Genomic DNA, 15,857 nt, shown 5'->3' on the forward strand with positions numbered 1-15,857 from the left:
CATGACACGTCTCCTAACCCAAGGAAAACCAGTGTCGTAAGTTTAGACGGGAGAATGGCTTATGTTAGGTGGTAATCAGGTTAATTTTTATGGGTTAAAAAAGTCATAAATTACTATTTTTCGGTTTGAATCGGCAAAACATCCAGGTCATTTTCCCCATACGCTTTAACATGAGTATTCACACAGCGACAACAGAAGACGACGCCGATCAATTGTATAATGAAAATTGACCATGAAATGAGATAAAGGCTATCTAAAAAAACAATTCCAAAATAGTTAGAAGCGATAACAATCAATATAACAAGTAGAAAAATAGTTCCATACACCATCAAATGATAGTGTTGACGATTAAGGATAAAGAATACATGCGAAAGGGTTTCATACATTATACTCATTGCCACAGAGGGAATCAGTGCCATGGCAATATCAATCGCATCACTCCATACCTCCGAAAATAACAACTGAATGACCGACCTGACAAAAAAGTAGCTCCCAGCGACATACAGCATCATTACAACAAACAACAACACCAATACACTCCGAAAAATCACTAAAAATTGCACCTTTTTATTAAATACAGCTATCGCCTCACGTCGAAATACAACACCCAAACTTGTTGAAAGAAGCGTCAACGGAAAAAAAAGCAATTTACTTGCGATCATATAAAGACCAGCTGCATGATTGCCATAAAAGAATGGTATCAATAAAGGTATTACAAACCTTGAGATATCACATAACAAATCAGCAGGCAACTGATAAAAAAACAACATTCTATGTTTTTGAAAATACGATCGACAAAGAGCGTAATTGATACCGCCATCATTCCAGCCTCCATCAATTAAGATAAAAAAACAAAAAAAAACAACAAATAACCCCCAACTTATCGTATGCAAATCGAAAATAGGAATATGGATCTCAAAAAAAACCGAATACGCCAACATAATAATAAAAAGCAGGGGGGGGACTATTCTTATAATTGACAACGTCAAATAACGGCGCCGAACGCTCAAGTAATGACCAATGGCCACCAAGTGCCAGAATGCACCTAAAAACAGAATATAAAGAAAATCGCTACGGGTTCGCTGTGAAAATAGCAACATCAAGCAAAATAGAAACAGCAAACTCATTAAAGCGATTCGATTACAAATGCGATACGCTAAGAGTGCATCTTCCTCTCGTTCCTTAAGAATTCCCAGCTCAAGCCTGAAGCAAAGCAAGCATGCTAGCAAATATCCTGACGAGAAAAGAAAATTGTATTCTCCAACGTGTTCAGGCTCGTACCCCATTGCAATTAAAGGTAGAGCAAGCAACATAATAAGCTGCCCTGCCACCGTACCACCGGCAGTCATCGCTACGGGCTTTACAAGTCGAATAAGTTTCAAACACATGAACCTGAAAAATATCAGGTACGCTACCGCCCGTCGGCTCATGCATATGCCGAAACAGCATCGGTCTGGTTGCGATCCTGTGGTCTCTGATAGACAGTTCTCTTCGACACCCGGACACCCTGAACAGATGCTGCTATCGCGCTCTACGCTAAAAAAAACGAAATCTATTAATTAAGTGATAGACAATAATTCAAAAACTGACAGCCATAGCCCAGCAGGCGGCAGTAAAGTAGCACTCTTGATTGTCAGGTAACGGAAACCCAACACCGAGTTTCTCAGACTAAGCTTCATGGCCCACTGCATTTTCTGTGAGTAAAAGCCATGCTGCCAAGCCGTAAAATCGCCTTATTGACGAAATCGACAGTCGCCCTTTCCTTTGGCCTGTATGCATTACTGGCAGGCATCAGCAACCTGCTGGATTTTGACTCAAATTATCATTTTGTCCGCCATGTTCTAACTATGGATACAATGAAGCCTTTCTTTTCGCAGGTGTTGATTGACGCACGAGCCATCCACTCATCCAGCGTGCACCTTGTAGCTTATTATTCGATTATTGCCACAGAGGTATTGGCGGGACTACTCTGCCTGTCTGGCGCCATAATCCTGTTCATCAGCCTTTTCTCTCAAAAAAGATTTGAGCTGGCGAAAATGCTCTACAACGCTGGCGCCTGCCTGGCTCTGGCGCTTTGGTATCTGGGCTTCTGCGTTATCGGGGGGGAATGGTTTGCCATGTGGGCAAATGAATGGAACGGGCTGATGAAAGCCTATACGATCAGCACGTTCCTGCTGGCATCATTGATTTGGATTAACCAGCAATAGCCATAGAGCAACCATTTTTTGGAATTTCCAACCTTTATCAGGCTTTCCATTTGATACCACAGCCGATACTGGGTTTCTGAACCATGCTGATCTGCTCCTTATTCACCAGCGCATCCATGGCACCGCGTAAATCTGCACCCGTAACCGGCTTGTTGTTTGAGGGACGAGAATCATCAAATTGTCCCCGGTAGACGCAGGCAAGCGAACGGTCGAACAGGAAAAAATCCGGTGTACACGTCGCACCATAGGCTTTGGCAACGGCCTGTGATTCATCATAGAGGTAAGGGAACACAAGACCCAGGGATTCCGCTATGGCCTTCATCTGTTCAGGACTGTCTTCCGGGTATTGATTGATATCATTGGCGCTGATCGCCGCAATACTAATCCCTGACCCACGATAGTCCTGCCCCAGTCGCGCCAACGCCGGGTATAAATGTTTAACAAAGGGACAGTGATTACAGATGAACATCACCAGAGTCCCTTTTTTACCTTTGATATCAGCCAATGATAAGGTTCGTCCTGATACCGTATCTGGCAGCTCAAATGCAGGCGCTTTTTTGCCCAGAGGCATCATTCCGGATTCTGTCAACGCCATGCCAGTCCTCCACTTTTCAGGTTTCCATAAAACACTATAGAGCAGATCACTTCGTTGAAGACCACTGAAAAAAGATGCTCATTCTCGGCAATAACAGTTGTTGAACTCCATTTCCGGCATGATTCACAGCGCGATTCTGCTAAAATCGCGGGTTTGGTTTTACTGGTCGTTAGCGCGTTTCAACCCGCCGCTATCGACATTCGTTATGGCAAGGCACAAGCGTCATGAAAAAAGCAGTCGTTATCTATTCCGGCGGGATGGATTCCTTTACCGTCCTTCACAAGGCCTTACGGGAGGGGTATGCAGTCCACGCCCTCTCCTTTGACTACGGACAGCGCCATAAAAAAGAACTGGATTTCGCCAAAGCCGTCTGCGAACAACTGCAGATCAGCCATAAAATCGTCGATATCACCGCGATCAACCAGCTGTTGCAAGGGTCACCCCTGACGTCAGACATAGCCATTCCCGAAGGGGAATATTCTGTAGAAAACATGAAATCAACCGTCGTGCCGAACAGGAACATGATCCTGCTGTCCCTGGCAACCGGTTACGCCATTTCCCTTCACGCGGGCGCAGTATTTTACGGCGCACACCATGATGATTCCGCCGTGTACCCGGATTGTCGCCCGGAGTTTGTCCATGCGGTCAATGAAGTCACCAAAATCGCCGACTGGAACCCGGTTGAAATTATTGCCCCTTACCTTAATGCCAGCAAGGGTGACATTCTCAAGGACGGACTGGCCATGGGACTGGACTACAGCCAGACCTGGACCTGCTACAACGGACGCGAGCAGGCCTGTGGTCTCTGCGGCGCCTGCTACTCCCGCCTCAAAGCCTTCGAGGCACAGGAGCAAACAGATCCACTGGCTTACGAAGTACACTGATGTACAGCGTCAAGGAAATCTTTTATACCCTGCAGGGTGAAGGCGCCCATACCGGTCGACCTGCCATATTCTGCCGGTTCAGCGGCTGCAACCTCTGGAGCGGGCTGGAAAAGCATCGGGCCAGCGCCATCTGCAATTTCTGCGACACCGATTTCCGCGGCACTGACGGGCCGGGCGGTGGCCGCTTTGACACCACAGAACAACTCGTTGAAACACTGCTCTCATACTGGCCGGAAGGGTTGGAAGCTCCCCCTTTCGTTGTCTGCACCGGTGGCGAACCATTGCTGCAACTGGATCAGTCACTGGTCGACGCCATGCATGAACGGGGAATTGAAATCGCACTGGAAACCAACGGTACCCTTGTCCCTCCGAAAGGTATTGCCTGGATCTGCGTGAGCCCCAAAGGTAAAGCAGACGTAGTGATTAACGAGTGTGATGAACTCAAGCTGGTCTACCCACAACAGGATGCCATGCCAGAGCGCTTTGCCCACATTCGAGCACAGTACTATTACCTGACCCCCGTTGCCGATCCGCATAGTAACAGTAATACACATCTCTATCGGGACGCGGTGACCGCAGAAACGATTGCCTATTGTCTGGCCCATCCTCAATGGCGACTCAATCTGCAAAGTCATAAAGTCATCAATATCGCCTGACAGCCTGTCTGGCCTGATAACGCAAAATCAGCGTAATCAGGCCATTGTTATCCAGCCAAAGTGTCGTTAGCATTGATGCTGTGCATCCGGCGTATTCATGGCGAGATATAACAACAATAATGTCAGTCCGCGCAGTCATACTACTCATGCTGGTTCTGGGTATTGTCACGAATTTTGCCCAGGCAAGGATCGAAGACAGGATCCTTCGGGTTGCCCTGCTACCCGACAATCACCTCCCCTATTACTCCGCCATGGAGAACCAGGATGGCATTGTCCGTGAATTGCTGGAACTGATTCGCTCCCGGGCCGATATCAGCTTCGAACCCCATTACTACCCCAGAAACCGGCAACTGAAAAAAATCGACAAGGGTGAGCTTGATCTGGTGCCCTGGACGTCCGAACAGTGGCATCAAGAAAAACAGAGCGTCTATTTCACCCGCCCTTTTGCAGAACACTGTAACGTGCTGCTGTTCAGAAAAGATCAAAGTCAACCGGTGTACCACCCTCGCGACCTCTATGGGCAGGTTGTCGGCACCGTCCGCGATTACAGCTACCAGGAACTCGATGACTATTTCAGGACAGGACTGATTACGCGCATTAACCTCAGAAATGAGCTACAGGTCTTCGATATGCTGGTCAAACGTCGATATGATGTTGCCATTGCTGGCGAAACCCAGGCTCGCTACCTGATCAACCACTATTATCAGGACACCATTGAAACCGGTCCCACGATCAACTGTGTCCCGGTTTCCATGATGTTCAGCGCCCAGAAAGAAGCCTCCGGTAAACTGGTCGACCGAATCCTCCAGCAACTGATGACGGAAGGGGAAATCCAGCGTTTGCTGCGCATCTGGCGTTAACCCGCTCGCAGGCTTGCAGCCATGTAAACCTTGCCGGAGAATGGCCACATTCACCGATGATTTCCCGGAGCCTCCGTGTTCACCGTCTACCAATCCAACCAGCTCGATATCCTCAAGGAATTACTGGTCGACAGCATCCGCCGCAAACCTTTAGCGGATCCCTTTACCGATGAGCAGATACTGGTCCAGAGCCCCGGCATGGCCCAATGGCTACGCCTGGAGTTAGCTTCGTCACTGGGCATCGCCGCCGGTATAGAGTTTCCACTGCCAGCCTCCTTTATCTGGAAGATGTTCACCCAGGTGCTGGAAGGTATTCCCAAACGTTCGGCATTCAATAAAGAAGCCATGGCCTGGAAAATCATCACATTGCTGCCAGAGCATCTGAACCAGCCTGACTTCGCACCACTCAAGCAGTACCTGCGCGATGACGAATCGGGGCTTCGCCGCTACCAGCTGGCAGAAAAGATTGCCGATATTTATGACCAATACCTGGTTTATCGCCCAGACTGGATCAGCGCCTGGGAACAGGGAAACGATCTTACATCGATCACCGACGTCCAACCCTGGCAACCCGCATTATGGCGATCCCTGGTAGAAAAGACGGAAGCCTTGGGACAGCCGGCCTGGCACCGGGCCAATCTTTACCACGAATTCATACAAACCCTGCAACAGGCTGATCAAAAACCCGCAGGCCTGCCTGACCGGGTCTTTGTGTTTGGTATATCCGCACTCCCCCCCCATTATGTCGAAGCCCTCGTAGCACTGGGCCAGCATTGCGATGTCCACCTGATGGTGACCAATCCCTGCCAATACTTCTGGGGCGACATTCGTGACCCGAAGTACCTGGCACGCCTTAATGCCCAGCGCTTCAACCGGGACGGTATGACACCCGAAAACTGCGACACTTTCACCAATCCCCTGCTGGCCTCAATGGGCAAACTGGGGCGTGACTACCTCTACCAGTTACAGGAACTGCCAGCGACCGAAATTGACGCCTTCGCTGAGCCCGATGACCACACCCTGCTACACACTCTGCAGGCCGACATTCTGAACCTCCGGGACCGGGGCGAACAAATCCAGTGCACAGCGCCTGTCACATCTATTGATCCGGACGACCGTTCGTTTATGGTTCATGCTTGCTACAGCGCTCTTCGAGAAGTTGAGGTATTGCATGACCAGCTACTGGCATTGTTCCAATCCGACCCAACACTGACACCGCGCGATATCGTCGTCATGGTGCCCGATATTGACCGGTACAGTCCGTTCATTCAGGCTGTGTTTGGCAGCGCTCCCGGCGAACGCTATATCCCATGGGCGCTCTCAGACCGAAGCGCCAAAGCCGAACACCCATTGTTGAATGCCTTGATGCAGCTCCTGACCCTCAACCAGAGTCGCTGCTCAGCACCAGAGTTGATGGAAATTCTGGAAACACCGGCCGTCATGCGCCGTTTCAGCCTGGATACCAAGGGATATGAAACCCTGCGCCATTGGGTTGAGGAATCAGGCATCCGCTGGGGGCTCGACACCCAGCACCAGACCGGGCTGACCCTGCCTGATCGGCACGAAAACACCTGGCTGTTCGGACTACAGCGTATGTTGCTGGGCTATGCCATGCCGGAGTCCGACGGACTCTATGCCGATATCCTGCCCTATGAGTCAATCCAGGGGCTGGACGCCGCCCTATGCGGCCAGCTGGCCGACTATATCGAAAGCATCCGCCATTTGGCTGGGGACATTGAGCGTCCACGGCCAGTGGATGACTGGATACAAACCCTCAACAGCCTGCTGGATCAATTCTTTGCGCCAGATATGGAGGATGAACGTCCACTCCAGCTGATCCGCACCAGTCTCGAAAACCTGCGTCAGCAACTGCTGGATGCCGACTACAGTGATGCGCTCAGTCGTGACATTCTGGTGGATTACCTGGCAGCAAAACTGGACAGCGAAAAGGGTAGTCAGCGTTTCCTGGCCGGCCAGGTCAATTTCTGCACCCTGATGCCCATGCGTTCCATCCCCTTCAAGGTCGTCTGCCTGCTGGGCATGAATGACGGAGTATATCCACGCAGCATCGCACCAGCCGGATTTGACCTGATCGCACGCCATCCACGCCGGGGTGACCGTTCCCGCCGCGATGATGACCGCTACCTGTTCCTTGAAGCCCTGCTATCCGCCGGTGATCGTTTCTATATCAGCTATGTGGGGCGTAGCATTACCGATAACAGTGAGCGCATTCCTTCTGTACTGGTCACAGAATTGCTGAATTACTGCGAGCAGGCTTTCACTCTCAAAGAACGACCCGACGACAGCATCGCACATTGGTTGATCACTGAACATCCGCTCCAACCGTTCAGCCAGGATTATTTCAAACCATCAGCCTCTTCTGACCACAAGGCATTGTTCAGTTTCGCCCGGGAATGGCTGCCGGCCGCAAAAGGCGAAGGAGAATCCACCCAGCCTTTCCATACCGCTCCCCTGCCCGCTGAGCCTGCACCAGCAACCATTGAGCTGACTGAGCTGTTGCGCTTTTATCGCAATCCGTGCCAGTACTTCTGCAACCATCGACTCAAGGTCTGGTTCAATGAGCTGGACGACAGGCTCGAAAGTGACGAACCGTTCAGCCTGAATCCACTGGAATCCTACCAGTTACGGGAATCACTACTGAAGGACTGGCTCGACAGCGGCAACACCCGGCAAAGCGAGTCTCACTGCCGTGCCAGTGGCGCATTACCCCATGGCCATTTTGGCCAGTTAACACTGGATGAGCAGAAAGAATCCCTGAAAAACCTTGGCGACTCGCTGACAGACCCGTTGGGCGAACTCGCAGATGACCTTGAGATCAACCTTACCCTGAATTCAGGAGTACAGCTGACGGGATGGCTGAAGCAATGTACCCGTAATGGCCTGATCCGTTTCCGGCCAGCCAAGCTCAAGCCCAAAGACTACCTGCGTTATTGGATAGAGCATCTCTGCTATTGCGCCTGCGCAGAGACACCTGCCGACACGGCAATATTTGGCACAGATAAACAAGGAAAAATCGTGGCAATCGCTGCCGATGAAGCCAAACAACATCTGGAAGCCCTGATTATCTGCTATCTCTCTGGGCTAAATGAACCGCAACCCTTGTTTCCAGCAACCACCTGGGCATGGCTGGAAACAATGGTTGATGATGGCGCCATCATAAATCCCGAATTCTCAGATAAAGCGAGAGATAAAGCGCATACCACCTATTACGGTGGTTTCAGGCTTACTGGTGAATCAGAAGACCGCTATATCCAACGGATTTACCCTGCACTGAATGATGCCGTATTTAAAAGCATGACAGGCCTCGCAAAAATATTGATCCTGCCAGCCTACAACGCTCTGGAGATTGACTGATGGCTACACCCACGACAGATAACCGTCGTCAGTCACCCGCTCCGGTCGCTCTGGATGCTCTGACATTCCCCTTGTTTGGCCGTCGGTTAATTGAAGCCAGCGCCGGCACCGGTAAAACCTACACCATCGCCAGTCTGTACCTGCGCTTGTTGCTGGGGCATGGGGATGACACCACCGCACACGAACAACCGCTGACGGTCGACAAAATCCTGGTGGTAACCTTCACCGAAGCTGCCACCGCCGAGCTACGGGATCGTATTCGCGCCCGGATTCATGATGCCCGACAGGCCTTTCTGTCTGACCATGCAAGCGATCCCTTTACGCAGGCTCTGCTGGACGCTTCACCCAATCACACAACGCAGGCCGAACGCTTATTACTGGCAGAACGACAAATGGATGAAGCGGCTATCTTCACTATTCATGGCTTCTGCCAACGCATGTTGAAACAGCATGCCTTTGAAAGCGGCACGCTGTTCAATTGCGAACTGGTCACCGACGAATCTGACCTGTTACATCAAGCTGTGGCCGACTACTGGCGACATCGATTTTATCCGGCAAATGCCGCGCTATCCGCCACGCTAAAAAGCTACTGGAATACGCCTGCCGACCTACTGGCAGCCATACGTCCCTGGCTTTCCAGCCATGGCTTGACCGTCAAAGCAGGCAGCGCCGATCGGCTGCAGGAACGCCACGATGAAGCCATTAACGCCATCACTGCTTTCAAACAGAAATGGCTGGAAGCAGTAGGTGAACTTGCTGACATCATCAAGCAGTCCGGTGTCGATAAGCGCAGTTATTCTTCCAGAAACCTGCCCCGCTGGCTTGACGCAGTGTCAACCTGGACCGCTACGCCCACACAGTCACTTGCTATTCCTGATGCGTTGGAAAAATTCCGACAGGATACCCTGAAGGAAAAGACTACCAAGGGTACTCCACCAGAACATGCGGTGTTCGTCGCCTGTTGCGATCTGCTGGACAATATCCCGGATTTCAGGGATGCGCTGCTGGCAGAAGCACTGGGCAATGTCAGGGAGCGCCTGCTCGCCCACAAGTCGGTGCACCGCGCCATGTCGTTTGATGACCTGCTCACCCGGCTTGCAGCGGCACTGAATGATTCAGGCAACCGGGAGCTGGCTCAACGACTTAACGAGCAGTACCCGGTGGCCATGATTGACGAGTTCCAGGATACCGACCCTCTGCAGTACCAGATATTCGGTCATATCTATCCTGAGACTCCCACCGGAGAGGGGGCAACACGGCACAGTGGCCTCTTCATGATTGGCGACCCCAAGCAGGCTATTTACGCGTTCCGCGGCGCCGACATTTTCACCTACATCGGTGCTCGCCACAGTGTGGCGCATCATTACACCCTGGGCACCAACTGGCGGTCCACCAGCGCCATGGTGTCTGCCGTGAATCATATATTCGAACAGGCCAGCGCACCCTTTATCTACGACGAGGACATTCCTTTCCTCCCCGTAAATCCTTCACCACAAGCTGACCGAAAAGCATTACAGACGTACGGCCAACAAGCACCGGCTCTCGAGTTCTGGCTGGATGAGAGCAGTGGAAAGGTAGTCAACAAAGGCACCTACGAAGAAGCCATGGCCTTTGCCACTGCAACCCAAATCAATCATTTGCTGACAGCCGCCCAACAGGGGCAATGCGGTATCTGTTCCACGGAAAACCAGCAACCGCTGTCGCCCGGCGATATTGCCATTCTGGTTCGAACCGGTACTCAGGGCAGAATGATTCGTGAGGCACTGGCACAACAAAATATTGACAGTGTTTACCTGAGCGGCGGCGACAGTGTATTTGCCACGACAGAAGCCGCCGATCTGCAGCTTATCCTTGCAGCCTGCCTTAGCCCGACCGATGACCGTACCCTACGTGCTGCACTGGCCTGCCCATTATTCAACCTTAATGCAGAACAACTGGATCAGCTGAATCATGACGAACGCGCCTGGGAACAAGCTGTCGATGAATTCTCAAACTATCGACAGCTCTGGCAGAAACAAGGCGTACTGGCCATGCTCAGGCAGTTACTGGTACGCCGCCAGATTGCAGAACAGCTGCTGGCCTCACCACTGGGTGAACGTCGACTGACGGATTTTCTGCACATTGGTGAACTACTGGCTGCAGCCAGCCAGGAAGTGAATAATCCGCATGCGCTGTTGCGCTGGTTATCTGACCATCGGGTTGAACCGAATCATCGCGCAGAAGAGCAACAGCAACACCTGGAAAGCGACCGTAATCTCGTACAGATTGTCACTATCCATAAGTCCAAGGGGCTTGAATACAACGTGGTGTTTCTGCCCTTCATCTGTACCTGGCGGGAGCAGGACCAGGCCTTTTACCATGATGACACCCAACAGGCCATTCTCGATCTGACCAACAATCCGGATGCATTGAAAAAAGCCGACAATGAGCGTCTGGCAGAAGATCTCCGCCTGCTTTATGTTGCACTGACCCGTCCGGTACATACCTGCTATATCGGGCTGGCACCGGTCAGTAAAGGCGGCAGAGGTAATGCATCGGATTTACACCGCATGGCGATCGGCTACCTCCTTCAGGGAACAGAAACCGGCGGACTCACCCTGCTGAAAGAAAAGCTGGAAGCTCTGAAAAGCGGCAATCCCAATATTTCCGTGTCTCCTCCCCCGAGCGAGCAACTGACTCTCTACCAACCTGCCAGTGATGATATGTCTGAACTGAACAGCCTAGCGTTTGATGGCCACATAGAGCGTAACTGGTGGGTAACCAGTTATTCTGCACTCTCCCAGCACAGCACACATGTTGCGCCAGTCAAAATGGATACCCCTGACGCCAGTATGGAAGCAGCCGGACTGGATATTGATGCCAGTACAGACAACCCGGATACCGAAGGTGCTGAACCAGCCACCGTTCCTGATGAACGGTCCATTTTCACTTTTCCCCGGGGTGCACAGGCGGGTACGTTCCTGCATGGTCTGTTTGAGCAGATATCGTTCCCGGCCGCCAGCGGCGCTGACCACCAGCAGTTTATTCGGGAACAGCTGTTACTGGGCGGATACGATGAAGTCTGGCAACCCGTTGCGGAACAACTGGTTCACGATGTACTGGATTGCCCACTTAATGATACGGGCCTGAAACTGCGTGGCATCACCGATGACAGGCGTCGTGTTGAAATGGCCTTTTTCCTGCCCATGGCCAGGATTGATGCGCCTGCCATCAACCGCATTATCCGTAACGGTGACCCGCTATCGGCTGACGCAGGACTGCTCGATTTCCAGCAGGTCCAAGGCATGCTCAAGGGATTTATTGACCTGGTGTTCGAGCACGAGGGCCGTTACTACGTGCTCGACTACAAATCCAATCATTTAGGTTATACCGCTTCTGAATATTCACAGGATGCCATGCGTCACGCCATGATCGAACATCGCTATGATTTCCAGTACCAGCTTTATACCCTCGCCCTGCACCGGCTGCTGTCCACCCGTCTGCCTGATTATGATTACGAAAAGCATATGGGAGGTGTCTTTTATCTGTTCCTGCGAGGGATGAAATCCGGCGACACCAGCAGGAACGGTGTCTATCACTGTCGACCTTCACTGTCGTTAATTTCACCGCTCGATGAGCTGTTCAGCAAGGGCGTTGCCCCCAGAGGAGATCAGACATGCTGAAAGCATTATCGGGATTGGTCGACACGGGAAATATTCGGACTCTGGATTACCAGTTTGCACGGTTTCTCACATCATTATACGACCATGATCTCCTGACACTGGTTGGCGCACTGGTCAGCCATCAGCTGGGCCATGGCAATGTCTGCCTCAAGCTGGATAGCCTGGATATCACCCACTTGTTTGGGTGCAAAGACGCTGAAAGCCGTCAATTAATCGAAAAATCGGGGGTTGCACCAGATGCCTGGTTAGACACGCTAAAAGCCATTCCGCTGATTACCGACGGCAGCTCAGCGTCACCGCTGGTACTGCAGGATAACCGCCTTTATCTTCGACGCTACTGGCTATATGAAAAAGCCGTCAGTGACTGGCTGGCCAACAGCCAAAACACACCGGTTAACCTATCGGGTATGCATGAAACGCTCTCAAGGCTATTTACCCGAAGTTATCCATTTATCCGAAAGCAACTCACCTCCCTTGTTGCCGACGATATCCGCCCACAGCTCATCAAATGGCTGGATATCGAAAAGCCGGAACAGATTGACTGGGAGGCCGTGGCTGCTGCCATCCAGGCCGATCATTGGCAGACTCTGGATCACTTAATTCCTGAATCAACCTGTCTCAACTGGCAGAAGGTCGCTGCAGCGGTTGCGGCCATGCGACGGTTTACAGTCATCAGTGGTGGCCCCGGTACAGGCAAAACAACAACGGTGACTCGTCTGCTTGCCCTGCTGGTAGAACAAGGTATCGCCCAGGGGAAAGTGCCAGATATACGACTGGTTGCACCGACAGGTAAGGCTGCTGCGCGTCTGACAGAATCCATCGGTAATGCCCGCAGCCAGCTCAATTGCAGTGAAGCGGTTCAAAACAGCATTCCGACCATGGCGAGTACACTCCACCGGCTACTGGGGGTAATTCCCAACCAACCCGGTTTCAAACATAACCGCCAAAACCGATTGCACCTTGATATTCTGGTGGTCGATGAAGCGTCCATGGTCGATCTGCCTCTGATGGCGCGACTACTGGAAGCTTTGCCTGATCATGCCCGCCTGATTTTGCTGGGGGACAGAGATCAATTGTCGTCCGTTGAGGCAGGCAGTGTACTTGGCGATATTTGTAGTTTTGCGAGTGAAGGTTACAGTCCCGATCAATGTGAGCAGTTACAACAGCTAACCGGCTTTGATCTTTCGCCGTTTCAGCAGGCCAATGGTTCGAGTTTACGTGACAGCCTGTGTTTACTACGTAAAAGCTACCGATTCGATGCACACTCAGGTATTGGACAATTGGCCAGTGCCGTTAACAGTGGCAACCCTCTACAGGTTAACGCGTTAACGAATAGCAACTACTCCGATATCACACTCCATACCCAGGGTGAAAAAGACTATCCCTACCTGATGACGCTCGCGCTTGAAGGGTATCGCGCGTACTTGAACGAAATCGTGCAACAAGGTTCACCTGAAACCATTATTGCTGCTTTTAACCAGTTCAGAGTGTTATGTGCCGTGCGTGAGGGTCGTTATGGTGTTGCAGGTTTGAATCTGGCAATCAGTCAAACGCTGGCCTCTGCAGGACTGATCAGAACGGATGCGCCATGGTATGCCGGTCGTCCGATCTTGATTACACGCAATGACCACAGCCTCGGCCTGTACAACGGCGATATTGGTATCACCCTGCCTGACGGCGTCGGACGCTTACGGGTTGCCTTTGAAATGCCGGATCGTTCTATTCGAACCTTCCTGCCAAGTCGCCTGCCTGAGCATGAAACGGTATTTGCCATGACCATACACAAAAGCCAGGGATCGGAATTTGATCATACGGTCATAGTACTTCCGGATCAGGCGGGGCCGGTATTAACCCGGGAACTGGTTTATACCGGTATTACCCGGGCCAAGAAACAACTGGATCTCTTCGCCTGCCAGCCAATACTGGAACAGGCCATCTGCCGTGCGACAGTGCGGGATTCGGGCCTCGCTGCACGTCTGGCCACGCTCTGATAGTCAGTAAAAAAGGCCTTCCTGCCCTACAGCAAGGTGGCCTTTGAAGACACATAACGCATTAATTCACAACGTTTCAGAGATAGAGTCTGATCAAACGAAAGGTTGTTACAAGAACGCCCAGTGTCGTCAGCAAGAAAAACAATGCCAACAACCCATAACCAAATCGCTTGATTCTCAATAGCTGCCGTCGAAAAAAACGGGGACAGCTCTCAGGTTTCTCAGGAATTTTTTGGAAACTGGCGATTAACATGAAGCCGGTCAGCGACCACAAAATACCCACCAACCCGAACATAAACATCGGGCTGGATTCCAGTAAGACTGACTGGAACAACGCAATGCAAACAGCCAATAACGATCCGAAAAGCGCCAGAAACAACAGTGGTTTCCACGGCGTTAATCGGATCGCGAGGAGACTCAGTTTCTCAAGCATGCTGTTGGGGTTTCGTCCTGAATCTGTGCTGACGGCAGGATATCAGGTACCAGCGCCAATGCGTCACGAATCACGTCAATACCAGCGCCTACTCTATACCCATTTTCGCTGAGGTGTCGCCGGAACCGACGAGCACCCGGCTGTCCATTAAACAGACCTAAGACATGACGGGTGATATGGTTGAGGTGACTGCCATTAGCCAGGCACTGCTCAATATAAGGCAATATGGCTTCCATCACAGCATGGCGGGTCAATACAATGTCAGATTCGTTTTCTTCTTGGCCATAAATAATATTGTCAACGTCGGCCAGCAACCAGGGATTCTGGTAAGCTTCCCGCCCCACCATCACACCATCTACATGCTGTAAATGCGCTTCGGTTTCAGCGATGGTTTTAACGCCACCATTCAGAATAATTTCCAGATCTGGGAAGGTTTCCTTGAGGCGATAGACAACATCATATCGCAGCGGCGGAATATCGCGGTTTTCTTTAGGACTCAAACCCTCAAGGATCGCAATACGGGCATGGACGATAAAGGTTTTACAACCGGCTTCCGCCACCTGCCCGACGAAATCCACCAGTGCATCCCAGGAATCCCGGCCATTGATGCCGATACGGTGTTTCACTGTGACCGGAATATCTACTCTATCACGCATCGCCTTGACACAGGCTGCAACGGTTTCCGGTTCGGCCATTAGGCAAGCGCCAATCCGGCCATTTTGCACACGATCACTGGGGCAACCGACATTCAGGTTAACTTCATTGTACCCCCATTGCTCAGCATAGTGCGCACATTCCGTCAGTTCTTTCGGATCATTCCCGCCCAACTGCAGGGCAACGGGGTGCTCTTCCGGATTAAAAGCCAGAAAACGATGTCTATCGCCATGGATTAACGCACCGGTTGTCACCATCTCGGTATACAGCAGGGCCGACCGGGAAATCTGCCTGAGAAAATAGCGGCAATGACGGTCCGTCCAGTCCATCATGGGTGCTACAGAAAACAGTCGGGAAGGTTCGTTATGCGCTTTCACAGTCATCCGGCGATTTGAGGTTACAGCTAAAAAACCGTTGATTATATCGTCTACTGCCGCTGGAACCTATACAACTGGCAGATTCCTTAAATCCCGCTTAACCTTGGGAATGTGAGCAAGCTGGCCGTACTTTTGGCAACAGAGTACAGTTTTTGCACAAAAC

Annotated in this window: 11 protein-coding genes; 7 read left to right on the forward strand and 4 right to left on the reverse strand. The window is 51.4% G+C overall.

Features of this window, described 5'->3' with window-relative positions; all coding sequences use genetic code 11:
* Positions 1-113 precede the first annotated feature (113 nt).
* Entirely contained in the window at positions 114-1,382 is a 1,269-nt protein-coding gene (locus ABD892_RS15815) for a lipopolysaccharide biosynthesis protein (RefSeq protein ID WP_345196871.1), read from the reverse strand.
* 327 nt (positions 1,383-1,709) lie between these two features.
* On the opposite strand from ABD892_RS15815, the gene ABD892_RS15820 reads away from it, so the two are divergent.
* Complete coding sequence (locus ABD892_RS15820; RefSeq protein ID WP_345196872.1) at positions 1,710-2,207, forward strand: DUF2165 family protein; 498 nt, start codon at positions 1,710-1,712, stop codon at positions 2,205-2,207.
* Between the two features lie 37 nt (positions 2,208-2,244).
* Here the strand turns inward: ABD892_RS15820 and ABD892_RS15825 are convergent, their stop codons facing one another.
* Positions 2,245-2,802: a thioredoxin family protein gene (locus ABD892_RS15825; protein WP_345196873.1), complete on the reverse strand. Its 558-nt coding sequence runs from the start codon at positions 2,800-2,802 to the stop codon at positions 2,245-2,247.
* Between the two features lie 224 nt (positions 2,803-3,026).
* Between ABD892_RS15825 and queC the strand changes: the two genes are divergently transcribed.
* From queC to recD, 6 genes are all read left to right on the forward strand, one after another.
* Positions 3,027-3,686 (forward strand): 7-cyano-7-deazaguanine synthase QueC, encoded by a 660-nt coding sequence (gene queC, locus ABD892_RS15830; protein ID WP_345196874.1) that lies wholly within the window; start codon positions 3,027-3,029, stop codon positions 3,684-3,686.
* Complete coding sequence (gene queE / locus ABD892_RS15835) at positions 3,686-4,342, forward strand: 7-carboxy-7-deazaguanine synthase (protein WP_345196876.1); 657 nt, start codon at positions 3,686-3,688, stop codon at positions 4,340-4,342. Before queC ends, queE begins: the two co-directional genes overlap by 1 nt.
* 119 nt (positions 4,343-4,461) lie before the next feature.
* A complete protein-coding gene (locus ABD892_RS15840) occupies positions 4,462-5,202 on the forward strand; it encodes a substrate-binding periplasmic protein (protein WP_345196877.1) in 741 nt (246 codons plus the stop codon).
* Between the two features lie 75 nt (positions 5,203-5,277).
* Positions 5,278-8,577 (forward strand): exodeoxyribonuclease V subunit gamma, encoded by a 3,300-nt coding sequence (gene recC, locus ABD892_RS15845; protein ID WP_345196878.1) that lies wholly within the window; start codon positions 5,278-5,280, stop codon positions 8,575-8,577.
* Entirely contained in the window at positions 8,577-12,239 is a 3,663-nt protein-coding gene (recB, locus tag ABD892_RS15850) for an exodeoxyribonuclease V subunit beta (RefSeq protein ID WP_345196879.1), read from the forward strand. The genes recC and recB overlap by 1 nt, the downstream gene beginning before the upstream one ends.
* A complete protein-coding gene (gene recD, locus ABD892_RS15855) occupies positions 12,233-14,230 on the forward strand; it encodes an exodeoxyribonuclease V subunit alpha (protein ID WP_345196881.1) in 1,998 nt (665 codons plus the stop codon). Before recB ends, recD begins: the two co-directional genes overlap by 7 nt.
* 76 nt (positions 14,231-14,306) lie before the next feature.
* On the opposite strand, the gene ABD892_RS15860 is transcribed toward recD, so the two are convergent.
* Together ABD892_RS15860 and dusA are read right to left on the reverse strand one after the other, a co-directional pair.
* Positions 14,307-14,663: a hypothetical protein gene (locus ABD892_RS15860; RefSeq protein WP_345196882.1), complete on the reverse strand. Its 357-nt coding sequence runs from the start codon at positions 14,661-14,663 to the stop codon at positions 14,307-14,309.
* Positions 14,648-15,700: a tRNA dihydrouridine(20/20a) synthase DusA gene (gene dusA, locus ABD892_RS15865; protein WP_345196883.1), complete on the reverse strand. Its 1,053-nt coding sequence runs from the start codon at positions 15,698-15,700 to the stop codon at positions 14,648-14,650. The genes ABD892_RS15860 and dusA overlap by 16 nt, the downstream gene beginning before the upstream one ends.
* Positions 15,701-15,857: the final 157 nt, after the last annotated feature.

It is taken from the genome of Kistimonas scapharcae, assembly GCF_039540975.1.
Lineage (GTDB): Bacteria > Pseudomonadota > Gammaproteobacteria > Pseudomonadales > Endozoicomonadaceae > Kistimonas > Kistimonas scapharcae.

What these genes read in the sequence shown, in the direction of transcription:
- queC (WP_345196874.1), top strand. Translation starts at nt 3,027, where the DNA reads ATGAAAAAAGCAGTCGTTATCTATTCCGGCGGGATGGATTCCTTTACC.
- ABD892_RS15825 (WP_345196873.1), bottom strand. Translation starts at nt 2,802, where the DNA reads ATGGCGTTGACAGAATCCGGAATGATGCCTCTGGGCAAAAAAGCGCCT.
- queE (WP_345196876.1), top strand. Translation starts at nt 3,686, where the DNA reads ATGTACAGCGTCAAGGAAATCTTTTATACCCTGCAGGGTGAAGGCGCC.
- dusA (WP_345196883.1), bottom strand. Translation starts at nt 15,700, where the DNA reads ATGACTGTGAAAGCGCATAACGAACCTTCCCGACTGTTTTCTGTAGCA.
- recD (WP_345196881.1), top strand. Translation starts at nt 12,233, where the DNA reads ATGCTGAAAGCATTATCGGGATTGGTCGACACGGGAAATATTCGGACT.
- recB (WP_345196879.1), top strand. Translation starts at nt 8,577, where the DNA reads ATGGCTACACCCACGACAGATAACCGTCGTCAGTCACCCGCTCCGGTC.
- ABD892_RS15820 (WP_345196872.1), top strand. Translation starts at nt 1,710, where the DNA reads ATGCTGCCAAGCCGTAAAATCGCCTTATTGACGAAATCGACAGTCGCC.
- ABD892_RS15860 (WP_345196882.1), bottom strand. Translation starts at nt 14,663, where the DNA reads ATGCTTGAGAAACTGAGTCTCCTCGCGATCCGATTAACGCCGTGGAAA.
- ABD892_RS15840 (WP_345196877.1), top strand. Translation starts at nt 4,462, where the DNA reads ATGTCAGTCCGCGCAGTCATACTACTCATGCTGGTTCTGGGTATTGTC.